Source organism: Sinobacterium caligoides, assembly GCF_003752585.1.
Classification (GTDB): Bacteria; Pseudomonadota; Gammaproteobacteria; order Pseudomonadales; family Sinobacteriaceae; genus Sinobacterium; species Sinobacterium caligoides.
The window spans coordinates 654,386-675,099 of the sequence record NZ_RKHR01000003.1 but is presented as its reverse complement, the minus strand read 5'-3'; the positions used below and the strand labels follow the sequence as shown (position 1 = coordinate 675,099).

Annotated in this window: 20 protein-coding genes, 1 pseudogene and 1 riboswitch; of the genes and pseudogenes, 12 read left to right on the top strand and 9 right to left on the bottom strand. The window is 47.0% G+C overall.

Going from position 1 to position 20,714, the window contains the following annotated elements:
- Positions 1-7: 7 nt before the first annotated feature.
- Positions 8-1,066, bottom strand: coding sequence for an HlyD family secretion protein (locus EDC56_RS03115; RefSeq protein WP_123711051.1), 1,059 nt, complete (start codon positions 1,064-1,066; stop codon positions 8-10).
- 129 nt (positions 1,067-1,195) lie between these two features.
- On the opposite strand from EDC56_RS03115, the pseudogene EDC56_RS19765 reads away from it, so the two are divergent.
- A pseudogene (locus EDC56_RS19765) lies at positions 1,196-1,510 on the top strand (YunG family protein); the annotation flags it as partial.
- A 340-nt stretch (positions 1,511-1,850) separates the two neighbouring features.
- Positions 1,851-3,062: an ankyrin repeat domain-containing protein gene (locus tag EDC56_RS03105; protein ID WP_123711050.1), complete on the top strand. Its 1,212-nt coding sequence runs from the start codon at positions 1,851-1,853 to the stop codon at positions 3,060-3,062.
- 68 nt (positions 3,063-3,130) lie between these two features.
- Here EDC56_RS03105 and EDC56_RS03100 read toward each other — a convergent pair whose 3' ends face one another.
- From EDC56_RS03100 to EDC56_RS03080, 5 genes are read right to left on the bottom strand one after another with little or no spacing between them, the layout of a single operon-like run.
- A complete protein-coding gene (locus EDC56_RS03100) occupies positions 3,131-3,532 on the bottom strand; it encodes a hypothetical protein (protein ID WP_148059293.1) in 402 nt (133 codons plus the stop codon).
- 14 nt (positions 3,533-3,546) lie between these two features.
- Positions 3,547-4,584, bottom strand: a complete 1,038-nt coding sequence (locus EDC56_RS03095; protein ID WP_211333539.1) for a FecCD family ABC transporter permease — start codon at positions 4,582-4,584, stop codon at positions 3,547-3,549.
- Between the two features lie 3 nt (positions 4,585-4,587).
- Positions 4,588-5,568 carry an ABC transporter substrate-binding protein gene (locus tag EDC56_RS03090; protein WP_123711048.1) on the bottom strand — a complete coding sequence of 327 codons (981 nt, stop codon included), beginning with the start codon at positions 5,566-5,568 and terminating at the stop codon, positions 4,588-4,590.
- The gene (locus tag EDC56_RS03085; RefSeq protein ID WP_123711047.1) at positions 5,569-6,375 is read right to left on the bottom strand and encodes an ABC transporter ATP-binding protein; all 807 of its coding nucleotides are present in this window, start codon (positions 6,373-6,375) and stop codon (positions 5,569-5,571) included.
- An 11-nt stretch (positions 6,376-6,386) separates the two neighbouring features.
- On the bottom strand, positions 6,387-8,522 hold the full coding sequence (locus EDC56_RS03080; RefSeq protein ID WP_123711046.1) for a TonB-dependent receptor: 2,136 nt from the start codon (positions 8,520-8,522) through the stop codon (positions 6,387-6,389).
- A gap of 140 nt (positions 8,523-8,662) precedes the next feature.
- Positions 8,663-8,831, bottom strand: a riboswitch (cobalamin riboswitch).
- Between the two features lie 474 nt (positions 8,832-9,305).
- On the opposite strand from EDC56_RS03080, the gene EDC56_RS03075 reads away from it, so the two are divergent.
- Positions 9,306-9,554, top strand: a complete 249-nt coding sequence (locus EDC56_RS03075; protein WP_123711045.1) for a GNAT family N-acetyltransferase — start codon at positions 9,306-9,308, stop codon at positions 9,552-9,554.
- A gap of 135 nt (positions 9,555-9,689) precedes the next feature.
- On the opposite strand, the gene EDC56_RS03070 is transcribed toward EDC56_RS03075, so the two are convergent.
- Together EDC56_RS03070 and EDC56_RS03065 are read right to left on the bottom strand one after the other, a co-directional pair.
- Complete coding sequence (locus EDC56_RS03070) at positions 9,690-10,733, bottom strand: NAD-dependent epimerase/dehydratase family protein (RefSeq protein ID WP_211333538.1); 1,044 nt, start codon at positions 10,731-10,733, stop codon at positions 9,690-9,692.
- 336 nt (positions 10,734-11,069) lie between these two features.
- Positions 11,070-11,909, bottom strand: coding sequence for a DUF3050 domain-containing protein (locus tag EDC56_RS03065; protein ID WP_123711043.1), 840 nt, complete (start codon positions 11,907-11,909; stop codon positions 11,070-11,072).
- Between the two features lie 971 nt (positions 11,910-12,880).
- Between EDC56_RS03065 and EDC56_RS03060 the strand changes: the two genes are divergently transcribed.
- From EDC56_RS03060 to EDC56_RS03035, 6 genes are all read left to right on the top strand, one after another.
- Positions 12,881-13,147 carry a DUF4212 domain-containing protein gene (locus EDC56_RS03060; RefSeq protein ID WP_123711042.1) on the top strand — a complete coding sequence of 89 codons (267 nt, stop codon included), beginning with the start codon at positions 12,881-12,883 and terminating at the stop codon, positions 13,145-13,147.
- 9 nt (positions 13,148-13,156) lie between these two features.
- Positions 13,157-14,884 (top strand): sodium:solute symporter family protein, encoded by a 1,728-nt coding sequence (locus EDC56_RS03055; protein WP_123711041.1) that lies wholly within the window; start codon positions 13,157-13,159, stop codon positions 14,882-14,884.
- Positions 14,885-14,941: 57 nt separating this feature from the next.
- Complete coding sequence (locus EDC56_RS03050; protein WP_123711040.1) at positions 14,942-15,493, top strand: hypothetical protein; 552 nt, start codon at positions 14,942-14,944, stop codon at positions 15,491-15,493.
- A 338-nt stretch (positions 15,494-15,831) separates the two neighbouring features.
- A complete protein-coding gene (locus EDC56_RS03045; RefSeq protein ID WP_123711039.1) occupies positions 15,832-16,173 on the top strand; it encodes a MerR family transcriptional regulator in 342 nt (113 codons plus the stop codon).
- Between the two features lie 66 nt (positions 16,174-16,239).
- Positions 16,240-16,818 (top strand): NAD(P)H-dependent oxidoreductase, encoded by a 579-nt coding sequence (locus EDC56_RS03040; protein ID WP_123711038.1) that lies wholly within the window; start codon positions 16,240-16,242, stop codon positions 16,816-16,818.
- 92 nt (positions 16,819-16,910) lie between these two features.
- Positions 16,911-17,510, top strand: a complete 600-nt coding sequence (locus tag EDC56_RS03035) for a DUF502 domain-containing protein (protein WP_211333537.1) — start codon at positions 16,911-16,913, stop codon at positions 17,508-17,510.
- 16 nt (positions 17,511-17,526) lie between these two features.
- Here the strand turns inward: EDC56_RS03035 and EDC56_RS03030 are convergent, their stop codons facing one another.
- Positions 17,527-17,904 carry a hypothetical protein gene (locus tag EDC56_RS03030; protein ID WP_123711037.1) on the bottom strand — a complete coding sequence of 126 codons (378 nt, stop codon included), beginning with the start codon at positions 17,902-17,904 and terminating at the stop codon, positions 17,527-17,529.
- Between the two features lie 385 nt (positions 17,905-18,289).
- On the opposite strand from EDC56_RS03030, the gene EDC56_RS03025 reads away from it, so the two are divergent.
- The 3 genes from EDC56_RS03025 (at position 18,290) to EDC56_RS03015 (ending at position 20,605) form a co-directional block, all read left to right on the top strand.
- Complete coding sequence (locus EDC56_RS03025; RefSeq protein ID WP_123711748.1) at positions 18,290-18,499, top strand: cold-shock protein; 210 nt, start codon at positions 18,290-18,292, stop codon at positions 18,497-18,499.
- 445 nt (positions 18,500-18,944) lie between these two features.
- Complete coding sequence (locus tag EDC56_RS03020) at positions 18,945-19,694, top strand: rhodanese-like domain-containing protein (protein WP_148059292.1); 750 nt, start codon at positions 18,945-18,947, stop codon at positions 19,692-19,694.
- Positions 19,682-20,605 carry a transglutaminase-like domain-containing protein gene (locus EDC56_RS03015; RefSeq protein ID WP_123711035.1) on the top strand — a complete coding sequence of 308 codons (924 nt, stop codon included), beginning with the start codon at positions 19,682-19,684 and terminating at the stop codon, positions 20,603-20,605. The genes EDC56_RS03020 and EDC56_RS03015 overlap by 13 nt, the downstream gene beginning before the upstream one ends.
- Positions 20,606-20,714: the final 109 nt, after the last annotated feature.

Here is a 20,714-nt window from a genome sequence, read left to right as displayed (position 1 = left end):
TGCCGCCTTAATAGACGTAACGTAACGTGGAAACAAGTTGAATCCAGCTATCAGAAACTATGCTCATGAGTGGGTTGTTCGTGTTAACGATGACGCTGGCGCGCGCACCGGAAATAAGATTTGAAGGGACGTTGTCGAGCTCAATACGCACGCGAACTTTTTGTTGTTCGCGGATCCAGCGGTTGTCATTGGTAACGAAGGCTAGCTGATTGTTAGGACTTGAAGGGTCATTAACGGCACGATCAATACTTTTAATGCTGCCTTCGATAACATCGCCGGGCAGGGCATCAAATGCTACGTGTACGCGTTTGCCAACCGTTAGTTGGTTGATGCCTTTTTCATTAAAATCGGCGGCAAGCCAGCAGTGTTTATTGTTAACAAGAAACAGTGAGCGCTCGCCAGCCCTGGCATAGCTCCCCGCTTGCAGTTGCAGATTGCTGACGACGCCATTAGAGGTTGCCGTGATGTCTGTGTGTTGCAAGTCGAGCAACGCGTTATTGAGCCTCCCCATAGCGATGGCCATTGCTGCATTGGTATGGTCGCTACTATCGTGAGGTAGCTTTGCGGTGATGCGAGCAATATTTGCACGAGCGCTGGCGACGGCGCTAGAGGCCTCTTCAGCCGCGATATTAGCGTCATCATAATGTTGCTGTGAAATAAGGTGTTTATGGTACAGGCTGGCGATGCGTTGTTGCTTGAGGTGGCGGCTTTTAGCGCTGAGTTGGCACTGGTTAAGTGTTTGCTGTGCGGTGAGTAATTCCTGGCTCAGTGCTGCATTTGCTTCTAATACTTGATCGAGAGCGGCTTTAGCCTCACTGACTCTGATTTTGTATTGGTGTTTATCAATACTAAATAGCGTATCGCCGGCGTTAACGATTTGGCCGTTATGGGCACTAACCTCGGTAATCACGCCGGAGACCTCGGGCGCAATATTAACAATGCCCCGATGAAAGGTAGCCTGCGTGGTGAATGGCGCAATATTGTCGGAGCTAATGAGGAAGAGTGAAAATCCTGACGCAAGCAAGAGGACGGTGTAGATAGCGTAGCGGTATAGGTGATCTTTCATTTTGTTACCTATGCAACAATTAAGTGGCCCCATCCTATGCTCATTATGTTGTATGTGCAACTATTGTGTAGGTTTTTTAACGTTGCATTAAAAGCTAGGGCATCTCGCTAGCCAGAAAACTGGGGGCCATCAAACCCTAGTCGTGGGCAATGTGGAATATCCTCCCTGATTATCAATGACTACTTTGGTGGTCGTCTGGTTGTCTGGAAGGTGTTTATAGGTGATGAACAAATGGGTGTTCACTATTCAAATGAACTGCCCGATGGTACACCGTTTTATGCTACCGGCGATCAGTTCTTTGAGCGTGAAGAGCTTAGAGAGCCCTCAGTATTTACAAGACCCAGTAAATCGCCAAAGAACGGGGCGGATCGTTATGCTCAGCTGTCAGAGCTCGTGCGTTGTAAATTGGAAAGCTACTTAGTGGAGGCCAAAGGCGCTATCTAAAATAGTCGACTTAAGATTGTTTGCTGCTTGGGCTAAAAATAGACTGGCGTTTGTTTTGAACTCTTGTATAAAAATATTATAGTGATTAGCCAGGCCAGCACTAATCATTATTAATTATCGAAGTATCAGTCACTTCTCGCTTCTCATTATGATGCTAGTACGGTAGTGTATCTCCCATAATAATGAACAACACGGCTTAGCGGCAGTAAGTGCGGGCTTATTTCATAATAAGTTTCGGTGTACCGCGCCTGGCTATAGCAAGACTAAAGGTATCGTCAGCACAGCTACTTAGATCTCGCTACAATTAGCGGTAGTTGGTGACGTTAGTGGATACTATTGTATGAGATGCATATTTATCTTTCTAATCCTATTATCAGGTGTTTCAAGCGCTGACGAAAGTCCGTTATCTGATCGCAAAGTCACCTGTGAGGAAATGGAAAAGTATCCTGAGACTGTGTTTAAATTAGGGGATCTTGGTTCAGGCCATAGTTCGCCAAATACTGTTGATTATCGCTGCCCTAAAAGCTTGAACCAATTGAGCTTTCTTGACAGGTTGATTGGACAAGCAAGTAGTATACGAAGTCCCTCAAGGCTAGCAGGTCACTGCACGGGCTCTATTGTTCATGCTCAATGGCGTTACTACCATTTCGATCTCGCAAAACTTGGGTATTATCCGCAAGGTTTCTCCTCAAGGAAAAGAGGAAAGACAAAAGGCATGGAGTATTTTAAAGAATGGAGTTACCACAGCTTATACAATCGGAGTGTTTACAAAGCGTATATAGCTGAGCTAGAGAAAGTAAGGCCTCTTTTAGTCGGGTGGTATATTGAGACGCACTCCATAAGTCGTAAAGTTGCTAAGAAATATGCAGAAAATGCTTTAAAAGTAATCTCTAATTATGGGTTCGCTAGCTATTCTTACAGCTGGAAGTCAGAGGAACTGGTTCCGTTCACTGATCAGGCTACGAAGGGTGTTTACGCAAACTTTATACGTTCAATAGATGATGCTTCAGACACTCAAAAATACAATAGTCTTCGTAGGTTGTTAGTTCATAATGCTAGTCGAGAGATCATTGAAGGGTTAATCGTCCCTGTACAAGAGCCCAACTCAAGGAAGAGGTCTGAATCTATACTTTCTAATGCCGTATATAGCCCTAGCAATATTCAGATGCTTTTAGCCGCGGGTTTCTCTCCAGATGGTCAAAATGAATTTGGTAAAACCGCGTTATATTACGCCATCCAATTTGGTCAATATGACTCTGCAAAAGTACTGTTAAATAGTGGTGCCAATGTAAACCATACATACCAACTGGGGAGAGAGAGCGGATGGGATTGTACGGGGATTGAGAGGTGGGGGAGGACCCCATTGATGCATGCTGCTCAACACTCTGACATTGAAATGATTAAGTTATTGTTGGAGGCCGGTGCAGACTTGCATGCTAAAGATGTTAAAGGGGCTAGCGCAATTGATTATGCAAAAGATAGCCTTAAACAAGGTAATGAGAATTTCTTGGCTAAAGAGCTGGAGAGAAACTCATTTAGCAAGCCACTGTAACGGAGTGCTAAAGCGGCAGTTGACAGAGGGGGTTAGCGCTAAACGTTTTTCGCTTTAATTTTTTCATATTAACACAAAGCCTTAAATATTTTTAGGCAGCCAGTGCCCGCAGGATTTTTGATTTTGCAGTGGCATTCCGACTGATAGGCGAGATGATCAAGCTGTTGAAAAAAGAGCTTGATGTTACCTGCTTTCTGGTAGCTATAAAAGACGGCTTCGCTAATACCAAAACAGAAACAAATCATGCCGTCTTTAATCTGCTGTTGGCTTTGTAGTTGCTCGACTGAGTAGTGTATATTTGCTGAAAAATAAGCGGTTTTGCACTGTGCGTTACGGCAGTAAAAAAAGCTGTCTTCTAGGTGCTCGTTTGAACGTGGAAAGAGCAGGTGGTGCCGCATCGTCACCTCTCTAACTTTAGAGGCAGATTGGCCACACTGTGGGCAAGACTGATTTCTGTTACTTTTAGTCACTGTTAAGCACTCACTTAATGGTTAGACCTGATTAATAAACCAATAAAAAATAGTCCGCCAATAAAGCCTGTGATGATGCCGATGGGGAGCTCCATAGGGGCTAGCAATGTGCGTGATAGCACATCTACCCATAATAAAAAGAGTGCACCAAAGATGGCGGATATGGGGAGTAGTCGTCGAAGGTCACCACCGACAATAAAGCGTGCGATATGAGGGATCATCAGGCCAATAAAACCAATGGCGCCAGTATTGGCGACTAATATAGAGGTTATCAAGGCACTGATAAGAAATAGCTTTAAGCGCAGGCGCTTGAATGAAATGCCTAAGCTTAAAGCCGTTTCATCGCCGATCAACATAGCATTAAGATAGCGCGCATGTAGGCGTAAAAAAGCATATCCGCCAAGGCAGATGATAAATGGCAGTAGCAAATGAGACCAGCGAGCGAGTCCGAGTCCGCCCAGCATCCAGAAGATGACTTGATGGCTGGCCCGATTATCGCCCATATAGAGGGCTAGGTTAGCGGCAGACATCAGTACAAATGATAACGCGACGCCACACATCAACAATTGGCTGGCGCTGTACATTTTGTGGCTATGCATAATTAAGGTGATGACGATGATCGCGAGTAGCGAGCCGCAAAAAGCAGAAAAAGGCAGTGTTAGCGGCCCGAAGATATCACCGGTGTGCAGTGTCACTATCACCGCGCCAAGTACGGCGCCGGATGAAATGCCTAATAAGTGCGGGTCAGCAAGGCTGTTACGAGTGACGGACTGCAAGGTTAAACCCGCAATAGCCAAGCCCGCACCGGTGATACAGGCCATTAAGGCGCGAGGGATGCGCAGTTGCCAGATAATATTGTGTATCGCGGATGATATCTCTGTGCTGGCGATATTGTCTGGGTTGACTGCAGTGACAATCACTTGGTAAATATCGCTAACGCTAATATCGATGGTGCCGCATATAATCGCTGCGGGGATAGATAGCAGTGTTAATGCCATCGATATCGTGAGCGTCAGCTTATAATAGCGCTGCTGTTTGCTGGGGAATAACATGACTTACCGCCTTTCCACAGAGGTTTTAGTGGCAAAGAACTGTGGTTGAAAAGCCTCCGCCAAGCGCTGGGTTGCGATAAAATTGCGTATACCAGGGGTGGCTTCGGCGTAGCTGAGGACAACAAAATTATCATTAATGATGGCGTTGATGGAGGTTAGCGCGGGATGTTGTTTAAGGTAGTTAATTTTGTCTTCAGCTGTTTCTTTGCCGTAATCGACAATCACAATAAACTCGGGGTTTCTGTCGACCACGGCTTCCCAGCTAGTCTTAACCCAGCTACTTTGTATATCGTCCATAACGTTTTTACCGCCTGCAGTGTCAATCATGGTGCTAGGCATGGCATAACGACCGGCTGTAAAGGGAGCACCTTTGCCACTGTCGTAGACGAAAACGGAGACTTTGCTATCTGTTTTCGTCGACCCTTTGATATGGGTAATTATTTTCTTGTAGTGCTGTATTAAGCTACTGGCGCGTTCATCGACAGAAAATATCTTTCCTAGGTTTGATAAGTCGTTATACACGTCATTAAAGCTTGATGGTTTCTTTTTCATGATGTGGATGCAGGACTCTGTTAGCTCATAAGTCTTTATACCAAAGGGTTCTAGACTGCTGGGTGTTAATGAGCCGCCAACGCTTAATCCGTAGTTCCAGCCAGCAAATAAAAAATCGGCCTCTATGGCGAGAAGGGACTCCAATGAAGGTGATTGCTCTGAAATCTCTGGTAGGTTACCGGCCTTGGCTCTGAATTCGCTGTCGATGTTTTGCCAGCCTCTGACGCCTGAGTAACCGGCCATATTCTTTTGTAAGCCGAGTGCAAACATCATTTCGGTTAGGTTGATGTCGTTAGAGACAGCCCTTTGCGGCGGTTTATCAAACGCTAGCTGCCGATTGCAGGAGGTTACCGTGACCGGTTTTTCAGCTGTTACTGCTAAAACGGTGTGGGTGTGTAGCAATAAAAGGGACAGTATTAGGTATTTTTTCATTTAATAAAAACTCAGGCGTAGCGAACCGTTGATAGGGTGTTTATCGATGACTGTATTGACTGAAAATACGCTTTTAATTAATGACGGCGTTAAAACGTCTTCTGTTGCTCCTTGCTGTATGAGTTTGCCATCTTTTAGGATGGCCAACTCATCACAAAATTGAGCGGCCAAGTTAAGGTCGTGAAGACTACAAATAACGGTAATATCGAGCTGGCTAATGTACTGCAATATAGCTATTTGATGGGCTATGTCGAGGTGATTAGTCGGCTCATCTAACAATAAAATATCAGCTTGTTGTATTAGCGCCCTAGCAATCATCACGCGTTGCTTCTCACCCCCTGATAGCTGCTGGTATGGCCGGCTGCATAGATGCTCAATATCCAGCGCCTTTAGGTGAATTAACTCTTCTTTGCTGTAGTGTTTTTTGTCCGGTGCTAAGAAAGGTTGTTGTGGTAATCGCCCTATTTTGAGCACCTCATCAACGCTGAGTGAAATTTCCTCAGGTTGTTGCTGAAACACCACGGCTATTTTCTTTGCCAATGCCTGGCGACTAAAGCGTGTGAGGTCTTGGTCGTCGAGCATCACCGAGTTGGGAGGAACTGTTAGGCCACGATAGAGGCAGCGTAGCAGGGTGGTTTTGCCGCTACCATTAGGGCCTAATAGGCCGATAAAACGTGATTGACGAGCATTAAAGTTAATCTGCTCAAGGGCAAAGCCTGAGCGGCTTTTATTGCTCCAATTAAGGGCATGTGTTCGTAGATGAAAGGGGTACGTCATGTGTGAGAATGGCCCAGCGTGCTGAGCCATTGTGATCTCCTTTAGAAGTTATAATGCAGGCCTAACTCAGCGCTGCGACCCTCAGCGAGTATCCATTGGTCACCATAGGGCGCGAGTACATAATCGGTTTCGTCGCTAAGGTTCTTGCCGCGCAAGGTCAGCTGTAAATCTTCATCAATATGCCATTGCAAACTGGCATCGTAGACGGTGTAAGAAGGCAATTTAGCGCTATTATCGTCACCGACAAAGCGAGTGCCTACGTAACGTGCGCCGCCGCTGAATGCCCAATCTTGTATAAACCGCCAATCAAGCCAAAGGTTAGCGGTTTGTTCTGGCACATCCTTAGGTGTATTGCCGCTGTAGTCCCTGATAGCGTCGCCGCTGGATTTTTTGTAGTGCTCGTATTCAGCATCGGTGAATGCGCTGTTCATACTAATGTTCAGGGTGTCACTAAGGCGCATAAACACTTCAAGTTCGATGCCCTTTGAGCGTTGTTCGCCGATTTGACTCGACTGACCAAAAGCATCGTTAGCGAGTAGATTGTCTTTGCGGATATCAAACAAAGCGACGGTGTATTGCAGGTTGTCATTCATTAATATTTGTTTCAGGCCAACCTCTAGTTGTTTGCCTTCTGCAAGTTTCATGTTGGGTGTGCTAGCGGTGAGAATAGATTGCACGGAGTCCACCGCTTTACTGGCTTGTGCATAGAGGCTGATATTCTCTTGTGGCTGATATACCGCGCCAAAGCGCCAGCTGGTGCCTGATAAGTCGTCGTTAATAACGGCATAGGGTTCGGCGTGTTCTGGGCCATTGCTGCGGGCAACGTCATTGCGATCAAAGTCGATACTGTCGTGGCGCAGGCCGCCTACCAGGCTGAACTGATCGTTGATCTGAATGTGTTCATCAATAAAAATCGCATAGTGCATTGTTTCAGAACTGAAGTCTTTGCTGGTACGGTATTCGACGCCGTCTGCCCACTTTCCTGCTAACGGGTTAAGTAAGTCTACCGATGTTGTGCCACCGTAACTACGGTTATTCTTGTGGGTAAAGTCGATACGATTAACTTCTGCGCCGACACTGAGGCGATTTGCCATGCCTGCAGTATCGAACTCGAATAACATATCAGATCGATTACCTAGCTGTGTTTGATCGTGGAGAATCTCTAGGTAGTACGCCCTATCTACCTGCCCGCTATCCGGGTTAAAGCTATAGCTTTCAACATTACGCCAGTGTCGATTTGCCATTAGGTAATAGCTATCACTTCTGAGGGTTGCGTTATCATTGATCTGCCATTGAGCATTTAAGCGTGGCCATAAATCTTCATAGTTAACGATACCGTCTTTGATATTGTAATTATTTTTTCGAATACGTTGATCAACTTTGCCATCGATTAAAGGGGTACCCCAATAGGTTGAGGCATCAATGTCGGCATAGTCAACACTGAGCTTTATATCGAGGTTATCTGTGGCTTGCCAGTGTAGTGAGCCTGCAAATACAGAGCGCTGCTCATCTGCATCGTCAACATCGCCATCACTCTTGTGGCTGACAGCGTCAACTCGGTAGGCAAGGTCATCGCTGATGCCGCCGCCTGAGCCTATAGCGAGGCGGAGTAGACCAAAGCTGCCTGCGGTAACATCCAGTTCGTTACGTACGCTGCCAAACTGGGGAGATTTAGGCACATAGTTGATGGTCGCCCCTATCGCTCCAACACCGTTGATAACAGAGCCTGGCCCTCGTAATACTTCGACTCTCTCAAGTGTCCAGGTGTCTGCTGGAAAGGTGACGGTACCAGCGCCAACGTATAAGCGGGTACCGTCATAGGTCTGTACGACAGAGCTATGACCGTTAAAACCACGGACTGCCATGGAGGTGCCGCCGTTGCCTGGGCTGGCTGTAGCGGCAAAGCCTGCAGAGCGTGTTACGGCAGACAGGGGGGAATAATCTGCTTTGAGGGCAATGTCTTGTTTGCTGATGATGTCTACACTGCCCGGTATATCCATGCTCTTTAGGCCGAGGCGATTAGAAGCGCTATTGGTATCTTTCAGGTGTAAGGTATTCAGGTATCTTTTACCCTCCACCTCAACTTCTTCTAGCGGTATAGTTTCAGCAAAGGCACTGGCGGATATTGGCAGCAATAACCCAAGGCTATTGTTAATAAATTTATTCTTATTGATCACTGTGCAACCTCAATCGTCAAATAGCATAAAAGCGCGAATGAGGGAGGGGAAATAGAGATAATGTACATAGCATGCAGAATGAAAAGGTCGTTCACTCGACGTATTCAGTGCATAGCAGCTCTATGAAGCCCTCCGCTTCATATTCATCGTATCGCGAGGCAGGTGTCGGGCTTTCACAGAGTGATTACCGTTGCGGGGGCAGCGTTGGCATTGTTTAGATAAAGATATCGAAACGCACCATCTTCCCATTTAACCTATCCAATCAATCGTTAAAAATTGACAATAGGCACCTCAAGATGCGCGAAATCCTAACACAGTCGTTTTGTGTACGCAAAATTTATTGATGTGCATCATTCGGTGGTTGTGTTGAGTTTTTAGATAAAATTAATTTTCATATATTGTTGCCCCAGTTATCGTGGGCTTAATTAATGGTCATCGGTAGAATAACAAGACTTACTATATCTAGGCTTGCTATAACTACAGTATTCAAAGTCGCTAGTAATATGGCTATGACTTCGTTACGCTCGCTGTTGAATGTGTAAGGTGTACTGAGGGGGATAGGTGGAAGTCGTAAATTATAATGAAAAATATAGAAGTGATTGTTTAAGGATATTCAAAAGTAATAGTGGAAAGTTTTTCTCATCCGAGGAGCTTGTAGATTTCCAGTTGTACTTAGATTCTATGTCATCTAATGCTTCATATTTTGTAATTTTAAGAAAGGGTGAAGCTGTAGCATGTGGCGGCTATGAGAGTCTTGGAGAAATCGTTGGGCTTTGCTGAGGGATGGTTGATAATGACTGCCATGGTCAATCCATCGGAACTTTTCTTTTGAAGTATAGGCTGGCCAACATAGGGAGAAACTTTCAGCAGGTCGATGTGCTGATCGATACGTCGCAGCACACGGTTGATTTTTATAAAAAGCATAACTTTACAGTTATAAAGATAGAGAAAGATGGCTATGGGCACGGGCTCGATAAGGTGCATATGCTTTATAAGTTAGGTAATGCTGAGCTTGATGAGTTTGTGCGATAGCCAACGTAAGCACTTATTTCTAGGCTATTAATAGCGTTACCGGAGTCGCGTAAAAAACAGCTGTAGAGTCTTAATGTTGTAAAGAGGCATGAGGTCGCAATGACCGAAGCCATGAATGATCATTGCGCGCTCTGCTTACAGTTGGTTGTTACTCTCAAGCTGGGCAAACATGGCATTGATTGCCTCAGAGATGCTACGATACTCAATGCCAAGTTCTTGCTTGCTTTTGCTATTATCTGCCTTCCAGGAATAGCCTAGATTACGTGAGATGGACTTGCGGGTGGTGCCTACCATGGGTCCCAGCAGCCAGGCGAGGAATTTTGGTGTTTTGGATTTAGGTAGCGGGTAGCTGGTGCCGTAGTTGGGGCGTAGGAAGTCAGCCATCTCTAACAGGTGGCTATTCAGTGCTGAGACGATGTAGCGGCCAGCAGCTTCGGGTCGAATGGCTGCTTGGATGTGGGCGTTAGCGACGTCTTGTACATCGACAAGGCCTATGCCGGTATGAGGTGCGCCGAACTTGAGTGTACCATCACCCAATTTCTTGACCACGTCAAAACTGTCTGAAGTGACTGCTGCACCGAGCGCCGGGCCGACAACGAAGGAGGGGTTTATGACGACTAAGTCCCACCGTCTCTGCTTCTTTACCTGCTGCCAGGCAGACTTCTCGGCCACCGTCTTCGAATAGGCATAGGGGTTGTGTTGTAATGAGCTGTGCTCATTCCAATGCTCTTCAGTAAAGGTTTGCTTGGGCAGTGTCAGTGCATCGATGTTATCGCTGTAAATCGCCGCAACAGAACTGGTTAACACAACACGTTCTACGCTGGGGGTGTCATTGACGGTATTCAATACATTGATAGTGCCCTTGACTGCAGGGTCGACTAGGTCACGCTGTGGGTCGTCTACAATGATGGTAAAAGGGGAGGCGGTATGGAATACGACTGAACAGCCCTTCATCGCTTGCTGGTATGAGCCCTCATCAAGTAGGTCCGTCTTAAAAAAACGCAGGCGTTGAGGTTCGTTAGTTAGGCTTTTTAACGGCGCAAGCTTTCTCTCGTCATCAGGGTTACGTACGCAAGCGTGTACGGTGCAGCCCATCTCGAGCAGTTGTTTAATTAGCCATCCGGCAACGTAGCCTGTTGCTCCCGTCACCATAACGGGGTTCTTGGTTAAGTCGTTCACAGTAAGAGCGTCCTGTTCTGTTGTTGGTTTGGGTCATAACATTGTTTATGTATTATGGGCCTTGTGATGAGGCAATATTGCTTTTTGGGTATGTTGTTTCGGCATTTTTTAGCTTTTGAGGTGCTATGTTTCGATAAGCCACCTTAATAGGGGGTAAGGGGACGTCTAAGGTCGTGTGGTAGCTTGGTGGTGCCGGTATTTTTCTGCTGGTTGTTGTTTTTTCATGATGGTTGCCGAGTGCGCCTAGCAAGAGTGGCAGGCAGAAAAAAACGGAGGCAAGCTCCGTTTTAATAGTGTTCATGGTGTATACCCTAAGGGGGGCGCTAACGGGTAGTCTTATACTCGTTCGGAGATGGCACTATCAGGTTGTTTTATATAGTCCAGTGATATCTTATCTTTTTTACTCGCTTCTGCTTTTTCTCTCGACTTTTCGATGTCTAACAGGATGCCGTCCCAGAGGCCCACTCTATCACTGATCGCGTTGATGGCCGATTGTGAGGCGCGCTCTTCTTTGGCTTTGTCATCACCGATTAAGTTGTTGAGGATTTTATGGGCGGCAGGTCCATGCTCGTCGCCATCCAGGTCGATGTGGCGCTCTAGATAATAGACGAGGGCGGGGATTTCTTTGCGATCAACTTTCCACTTCTCCAAAAACAGAGTGAACATGTCAGGGATAGCGTCTTCACGGCCAAATAAGAAGCTGCTGGCTACTTCTTCTAACTGTCCCTCGATTGCACAGTGGATGTTATTGGTGACAAAGTGCGCGATGTAGTGCGGAACATTGGCACAAGCTAAAGCTTCTGGTACATCTTTACCGTGCGTGAGTGCATGGGTGAAACTGTCAAAGAGGCTGGTATCCGCACCGATTTCACGCATGGCTGATAGATACATGTCGAGATGACTGCCTGGCTGACCGTTGTGATCTATGTCCGTTTCTTCATAGAAAATAATCTCATTGATCAGGCGGGCAGCAAAGGGGTCTGAAGGTGTTTGCCAAGGTAGTACCGTGCATGTCATCGAGGTTTGCAGCCTTTTAGCAAGGCTCATAAAGTCCCAAACGGCAAATACGTGGGCAGACATAAATATTCTTAGATCGTCAACTGAAGAAATGCTTTCGTAGATTTTGTGGGCGGTAAGATGTTTTCTCGTTTCAGCTATATTATTCTCAATATTCATATTAATCCTTAAAGTTAATGTAGTTGTAACGTTGTTGTGTGGCGTATTGCTTCCTTTCTTCTTGTTGTCAGTATTTGAACGCTATCAGCTTGGCGCTTTTTTTTGCTGGCAGTGTAGTATGTTGTTTGATCTTTAGATCCCTGACGTTTATCGCTACATATCTCATTTTTAACAACTCTGTTTTATAAGGCGAGGTCAATAAGTCTCACGGAATGGCGTTTATTCCTTGGTTCTTGCTGACCTTGGTGCTTTAAACAGTTGTTTTCACCCTCCATTGGCGATAACGAAATAATAAATAGGTTTCAATATGGCACCTCTGTGCCACTTAATTAGCCAGCTAGTGAAGCATATTCTAGAAGCCATTAAGTGTATAGGGCTGTAAAGTGGCTACCCTTTTTGTATTGCTGAAGTCGCACAAGAAGTATGTATAAATAACCATTGCAGGTTGCTCGCTCATGCTGTGTTGGATTTATAATGGTTAGGTTTCATTGTTATTTTTATAGTATATATAATTGGTCTTATCAGGAAAGAAAAATTATTTAAATTTTAAGTAACTTAAGTATAGACATCTTGCTGAGCTTTCACTTGTTTTTTTAAAACTTATTTTTTTGTAACATAAAGTTCATGTTTGGGGCTGCAGTCTATGTTGGCCGCTGTTTGAAGCGGTGTCCTGTTTGCTGGCTATACTGATCGGCTTGTTGGTGGGTGCTCACCTCCCTTAACTTTGCTTTAAAGGAAGGTTGCATGTTAGCTAGAGCTATATACCGCTATTGATTGCTAGTTTCTGTTTACTGCTTTAATCGATGGTTTAATTAAAGCTATTATTGCTTGAAAATGCGGTTGTTCCGCCATGGCAAGCTCATGCATAATGTAGCTCTCAGGAAGAGGAGCGGCTAGGTCTATGGGGTATTCAGACAGCCGTATTGTCACAATAATAATGTACCGTTGTAAGGTGCAGAGGAAGGGCAGCAATGGCTTTTAATAGCGATCAGGATGCAAAGGCGTATTGGCGTGAGAACCTTGTATTGATGGTCAAGTTACTCGTGGTGTGGTTCGTCGTATCATTCGGTTGCGGCATTTTATTCGTTGAAGAGCTTAATCAATTCCGGCTTGGCGGTTATAAGCTAGGCTTCTGGTTTGCGCAACAGGGCTCAATTTATAGTTTTGTAGTGCTGATCTTTGTCTACTCATGGCAAATGGCTCGGCTCGATCGCAAATATGGCGTTCACGAAGAATAGGGGATGATGATGGAACTTCAGACTTTAACCTATCTCGTGGTGGGTTTAACTTTTGCTGTATATATCGCCATTGCTATCTGGGCGAGGGCGGACTCAACAAAAGAATTTTACGTTGCCGGTGGTGGTATTCACCCGATTGCAAACGGCATGGCGACGGCGGCGGATTGGATGTCGGCGGCGTCGTTTATTAGTATGGCAGGGTTGATTGCGTTCCTGGGGTATGGTGGTTCTGTTTTTCTGATGGGCTGGACGGGCGGGTTCGTCTTGCTGGCTATGTTATTGGCCCCCTATCTGCGTAAATACGGCAAGTTTACTGTGCCTGAATTTATTGGTGATCGCTTTTATTCTCGTGCGGCTCGTATCGTCGCAGTTGTTTGTCTTATTGTTGCCTCAGTGACCTACGTTATCGGTCAGATGAAGGGTATTGGTGTTGCCTTCTCACGCTTCCTAGAAGTTGATTATGATAGTGGTTTGATGATCGGCATGGTCATCGTCTTCTTCTATTCGGTGCTTGGCGGTATGAAGGGCATTACCTATACACAGATCGCACAATACTGTGTCTTAATATTTGCCTACACGATTCCGGCAATCTTTATCTCTCTGAATCTCACGGGTAACCCTATCCCACAGCTGGGGCTTGGTTCGACGATGGGGGAAACCTTTCTGCTCGATCGACTCGACCAGGTGGTGATGGATCTCGGTTTTGCGGAATACACCACGACGGCGAGGCTCAGTACCTTGAATATGTTTGTCTATACGCTGACCTTGATGATTGGCACTGCGGGGTTGCCGCATGTGATTATCCGCTTCTTTACTGTACCGACAGTGCAGGCTGCGCGCAGCTCGGCGGGCTGGGCGCTGGTGTTTATTGCCATTCTCTATACAACAGCGCCAGCAGTGGCGGCGATGGCGCGGTTAAATTTAATTAATACCATTCAGCCTGACACGAGTCGTGCAGGGATTGCCTACGCCGATCGGCCGAGCTGGTTTAAAAACTGGGAAAAGACAGGTCTGCTGCAATATGAGGATAAGAATGGCGATGGACGTATTCATTACTCGGCGGATAACCAGGCCAACGAGATGGTTAAGGTTGATCAAGATATCATGGTGCTCGCCAACCCGGAGATTGCACAGTTACCGAATTGGGTGATTGCGCTCGTGGCTGCGGGTGGTTTGGCGGCAGCACTCTCGACCGCAGCGGGGTTGTTGTTGGCGATATCATCGGCAATCTCGCATGACTTATTGAAGGGGGTGTTAATGCCGGCTATCTCTGAGCGGAATGAGCTGCGGGCAAGTCGCTTAGCTATGGCTGGGGCGATTGGTGTCGCGGGCTACCTTGGGTTCAATCCACCGGATTTTGCTGCTGGTACGGTGGCGCTAGCCTTCGGGCTTGCTGCATCATCGATCTTCCCGGTGTTGATGATGGGGGTGTTCAATAAGCGGATTAATAAGGAGGGCGCGGTTGCTGGTATGTTAACCGGCTTGACGCTAACGTTGCTGTATGTTTTCCAGCACAAGGGCGTGATGTTCGTCGCGAGTACCAGCTTCCTCGGTGACTTGCCGCAGAACTGGTTCCTTGGTATTGAGCCCAATGCTTTTGGTGCTGTCGGTGCCTTGTGTAACTTTGTTGTTGCCTTCGCGGTCTCCTACGCCACCAAGCCGCCGCCGCAGGAGGTGCAGGACTTAGTGGAGTATGTGCGCATCCCTGTGGGTGCTGAGGCTGCGCAGCAGCATTAAAGGGTTCCCGCCCTCGTCGAGCGAGGGCGTTTTTTTCTGTTGTCGAGGTTAAGGCCGATGTTAGCCAATAAACACTTTGTAAGCGCGTTGATTATTGCGCCGTTGTTAGCGTTGATCGGCTACTTTGCCACTGATTATTATCTAGCCGAGCGTGCGCGGGCAGCGGAGAGTGGCCAGTCTTACCGTCTGCTAGCATTGCCGAATTGTCGCCACGCTAGCGGGCAGTGCACGCTGAAAAATGGCGATTTAACTCTCGTCATTAAGGGGCGCGAAGATGCTACAGGGCGTATGAGTCTAGAGCTGCGAGCCAATATTTCCATCGATAGTGCGCAGTTGGCGATCGTGGCTGACCATGGTCTTGCAGTAGTTGATGATGGCACAGCTGTTGAGGTCGTCACGGCGTCAGTCGCTTCGTCACCGCAATCGATGCGATTACTGGACGACGGTTCGTGGTGGCTTGCTTTACTGCCTGCACCGCCCCCGCGGATTTTACGCTTGGTTGTGAGACGCGAAGGGGTGTTTTATTACGCTGAGACCGCGATGCCTTTTTTACGTTACGAAACCAGTTTTCGGCGAGACTTTCGTTCCCCGGATAACAATAAGGGCTAACTATTTTGCTGTTTTCTAGTCGTGCTCGTGTTGCTGCTTACCATGCTGACACAGAAAGACCTTTTGTGATTTTTTAGTGCATGGCATGTTATTGAGCGCTTACATGAATTATTCGTTTAAATTTTTTTCTCCGTGTAATTAGTTTGGATGATTTAAAGATGTTATTTGTCTTGTAATATAATTGTTGTTTTTGCTTGTTATCGTTTTTTAAGGTCGATATCACTATTTTAAAATAGTAATGATAGAGTGATTGAGTGTTTTTCCCGAGAAACCAGTTTTGTATTTGGCATAATGATTGCTGTAATTAAATTGAATTAAGCTATTGTAGTTGGTGGTGTATGTATATTGGAGAGGCAGCAAAAAGGACGGGGTTATCTATCAAGGCGATTCGCTTCTATGAAGAGATCGGTTTGATTCGCCAGCTTGAGCGCGTTGGGCGCTACCGCCTGTATAAAGAGGCGGACATCGAGGTGCTGCTGTTGATCAAAGAGGCAAAGGCCTTAGGGGTTGGTCTATCGCAGCTGCAGGGCGTTATTCAGTATAATGAAGGGCAGATAGACTGGTCTACGATAAAAGTGTTTTTACATGGCATTAGGCAGCAGCTGACTCAGCAGATTGAAGATGTACAGCAGAAGATCGCCAGTCTGGATATTTGCTATGAGCAGATAAAACCCAGCTGATGGCTTGACTCTACCCTTAAGGGGAGGCGGTAAACTGGGCGCCTACCTATTATTGTGGAGAGAGTGATGGCAAGGCGTGTAGTGGTCTTATCGGCGAACCCTAAGCAAGGAAGTTTTACCGCTCAGTTGGCGGCGGTGTATGCGCAGATGGCGAGCCGGGGACATGAGGTGCGGCAGTTTGATTTGTCGACCATGGTATTCGATAGCAATTTATCGGGTGGTTATGAGGTCGATAAAGCGCTCGAGGCGCCGCTTGTCGATTTTCAGCAGGCGCTCCAGTGGTGCGATCACTTAGTGATTTTTACGCCGATCTGGTGGGGGGCGCTGCCGGCGAAGTTAAAGGGCTTGATCGATCGTGTATTGCTGCCTGGCTTTGCCTTCCAGTATGAGGCTGGCAAATCGTTCCCCAGGCCGTTATTGCGCGGACGAACGGCTAGGCTGGTGATGACGATGGATACGCCACCTTGGTATTATTACTTGGTGCAGGGTGCGCCGGCTATTTATCAGTTGAAGGTTACGACGTTGAAGTTTGTTGGTTTTGCCTCGGTGCGGAGCAAGCTGGTTGGCCCGGTGATCCATTCTAGTGCAGAGAAGCGTGAGCGGTGGCTCAAGGCGGTGGCAAAGCTCGGTCTTGCTGCCAGCTAAGCTTTGCATGTGTCAGGAGGGTTTGTGCTCGGCGTGGTTATGATAATATGGCGCCCACTCTGTGCTTATTGTGTCATCGAACGGTGGAAACTATGAAAAATATGACGAACACCTTGCTGAAGGGGGTGTTAAACCTGCTTCCTATGGTCGTTAGCCTGTGGATCTTCTGGTCGCTCTTTGCCTCTTTGGATGAGTTGGGTGATTTTCTGCTACGCCTGGTTGGTCTGCCAACGCTATTTACCGGCGAGGGCTTTCTGTTGGTTTTGCTGCTCGTCTTCGCGGCCGGCCTGTTGTTTTCGGTGAGCCCGATTGTTTGGCTGTACGATGTGATCGTGCAGCAGCTGATGCGTTTCCCGCTGTTTAAGACGGTCTATGGCAGTATTAACGATATCGCCTCATTGATGAGCCAAAACGAAGAGAATAAAGGTCAGCAGACGGTATTGGTTAAGCAATCCAACGGCAGTTATGTGGTGGGCTTTATCATGGCTGATAATGCCCCGGAACCCCTGCTTGCGGCGTTGCCAGAGGGGGATTGGGTGCCGGTGTTGTTTCAGTTAAGTTATCAGATTGCCGGGGTGACAAGCCTAGTCAAGCGTGAGGATCTAACCGTGGTGGACTGGTCTTTCGAAGAGGCGATGCGCTATAGCTTAACGGCTGGAATCACCTCGACAACGGAGGTGGCGGCACAGTAACCCGACGGGGCGGCCATTATTGCTCAGAGTAAGTGCAGGCCATTCGGCTCATTTGGCTTTTAATCGCGAGGCTGGTGGCCTCATCGCCGCGTTTCTCGGGAAAGTGGTTGGCGATCGTTGCCTCGATGAGTGCGTTTAACTTACCCATCTCAAACTGCAACAGTGAGGCGATCTTTTGTTCATCGAACAAGCCGTCGCGCTTGAGCAGTAATAGACTCTGGTGTGCGGCACTGCCACTGGGTTGGTCGTCGTGCTCCATCTGATAGAGCAGCGAACATTCCAAGGCGTGCAGGGTATCGCCCTGTAAGCCTTCGTCCACGAGGGGGGTGGGGAAAAACTGCGCGGCGTCGACGCTGCAGCTAAGCAGTAGGGCAAAGAGAAGAGAGTACTTCATGGGGTTTCCTCTTGTGCTGATGGTGGTCGAGCGGGCATTCTGCTGGCCGGGTGACGGCGATATTGCAGCTGATGACGTTCAATCTACGATATGACCAAGTAGCTAATCCTTGATGGTCTTATTTATTCGCCGTACGAGCAAGTCATAGCGGGCTATTTTTCCTATATTTTCTTTCTGTGAACTGTTCGGTAGTGTTTTGTGATTATGCTCAGAGCGCCTTAAAACGGTAATACTGTGCTGCTACAATCCATCGCCGGTACTACAAGGCCTCATGGCGGGTAGTGTTCGGCATTGAGACTGGTAATCATCAAGTACCGGCGGCGATCAATGCGTGTTAGTCATACGGTGTAATCAAAGGCTGACCAACGAACTAAAGGGAATGATTATGCCTAATCGCGTGACAGGGACGATTATTTGGTTTAACGAGACCGAAGGCTTTGGCATCATCGAGCAGGAGCTCGGCCCCGATGCAATGTTTACTGATGAAGCACTACGCTACAACCCCAGTGAGAGGGTGCACGAGGGGCAGCTTGTCGAGTTTACCCAGGTAGGGCAACCAACGGGGCTGCGTGCTGAAGACTTGATTTGTTTTTAGCTTGGTACGAGCCCTATTGGGGGGGCTAACTGACGAGCTTTTTAAATTAATAAATATAGCCTTTATTAATTATCAACTTTTGAGCAAATAATTAACTCGATATATTTTTAATTTTTGAAATAACGAGTACGTTTGTGTCGATTTTCTTTCCACAATTAGTCGTGCGCATTTATTTATTTCTTTCGGAATACTTGGTGTTGGTAAATAATTATCGTTTTGCTTACTTCTATGTGGACTTTGTAGTGACAAAGCGAATACAATCCGCCTTAATTAAAATAAAAAATACTTAATGGACTACTTCCGTTAGATTGAGTTTTTATCAATACGTCTTAACGGTTCATTATAAAGGTTTGCTATGAAACTTCGGTTGTGCCTGTGCGTCGGTGCCTTTTTTGGGGTTACTAGTTCATATGCTTCTTCTTTACAGAGGATTGCGGAGGTGACTGTGGCTGATCATGCTGTTGAGTCTTGTGCTGTTAAACAGGCAAATCAGTCGATATTCTTATCGACTTGCGCGCTTTCTATTACTGAGCTTGGCAACCCTTCTGGTTATCAGTTGATTGATATTCGTCAGGATAGGGGGGGCGCACAGGGCGAGATTCCAGGGGCTATTGATGCCGATATTAGTAAGTCTTTATCTCTATCAGCCACAAAGCCGTTGCTGATTGTTGGGCAGGCGTTGCAGCAGCAGCAAGCGGAGTCGCTTTGTATGAGTTTACGCAGCAAAGGACTAACGGTTAAATATCTGCGCGGTGGCACGGCAGCATGGTTAGCGGCGGGTAAGCCCTACCACAAATTGTCGTCATCGATCACTGAGCCTTATCTACTGTCGTCAGAAGAGATTTATCAGCATCACGCGGACGAGAACCTACTCTTTGTCACTGACAGTGATGCGTCGGCCAACAAGTTACGGATGATGTTTTCTGAGGTTGAGGTGCAGGCGTTAACGGCGGCACCTAATGTGTGGTCAGAGAAAGTTAAAGCACTTGGGCGCAAGCACCTCGATAAGATCGTTGTCGTGGTGAAAGAGCAAGGTTTCACGCGGCGTCAGCAGCTTTCTTGGGCGTCGAGCGCTGCAGAAAATGTTTTGATCGCGAAGGATTCCGTTGAGGTTATAGATAGCTATCGTCGCATAGCGAAAGTGGCAGCGGATCATCGCGGGGCAAAAATGGTGAAGCAGTCATGCCAAGGATGATTGTTGCGGTAGTCTCATCTGTTGTAGTTGTCGCCGGGCTGGCGTTTTGGCTCTTGCAGGGTGGTGTCGATCGCTCTGTGGTTAAAAGCCCGCAAGATGTTGGCGCAAAGTTACTGCCGCAACAGGTGAAGGCTGTTGATAAGTTGTTGCATTATAGTTTTATGATTAAGAATCGGTCTGCGCAGTTGATCGAACAGGGCGAATTTACCGTATTTGCGCCGGTCGCTAATGCTGATGCTCAGCGTATTAATGCTATACAGGCATCCTCTCCTTATCTGTTAAGCGGCGATGAGCTGGGTAATCAGTTGTTAAGTTTTTCATTGCATGATTTTCCCGTCACGGGCATGCAGCGTATTGATGTCGCCGTTAAATTACACCGCTCTGCCGGGCGTGCTGAACAGGCGCCTGACGAAAAATATTTGCAAGCAGAGCGCTATATTGAACTGGAAGACCCAGCATTACAGGCGCGGGCGAAGTCTTTTGCGGGTCTTGCTGAAAGTGAAAAAGTGGCGACGATTTATCGCTGGGTGCGCGAGCACATGGTGGACAGTGGTTATGTGAAGCGTAATCGAGGTGCGTCTTACGCATTAAAACACGCTTCGGGTGACTGTACCGAATATGTTTATTTGATGACGGCGCTGTTGCGCCTAAATAATATACCGGCCCGGCCTGTTGGCGGTTTTGTCGCGCCAGGCGATGTGAGTATTTTGCGCGCAGGTGATTTTCATAATTGGCTGGAATACTACCAAGACGGACGTTGGCATATCGCCGACCCGCAGGGTGGTGTGCTCAATAAAAACGACACAGACTATATCGCCTTTCAATATCTTTCAGAATCTAACGATATTTCTAAAGGCTTTAGTCAGCGTTTTTTGGCCATTGATCAACGGCTCAGCGTTAGAATGAAATAATACCGCGTAATGATCGCCGACAAGCTAGCACTTGACCAAGAGAATGACTGCCAACACGTGTTGGCCATAATACAAAAATAATATCGCCCTTAGGATTATACGGGCCTTA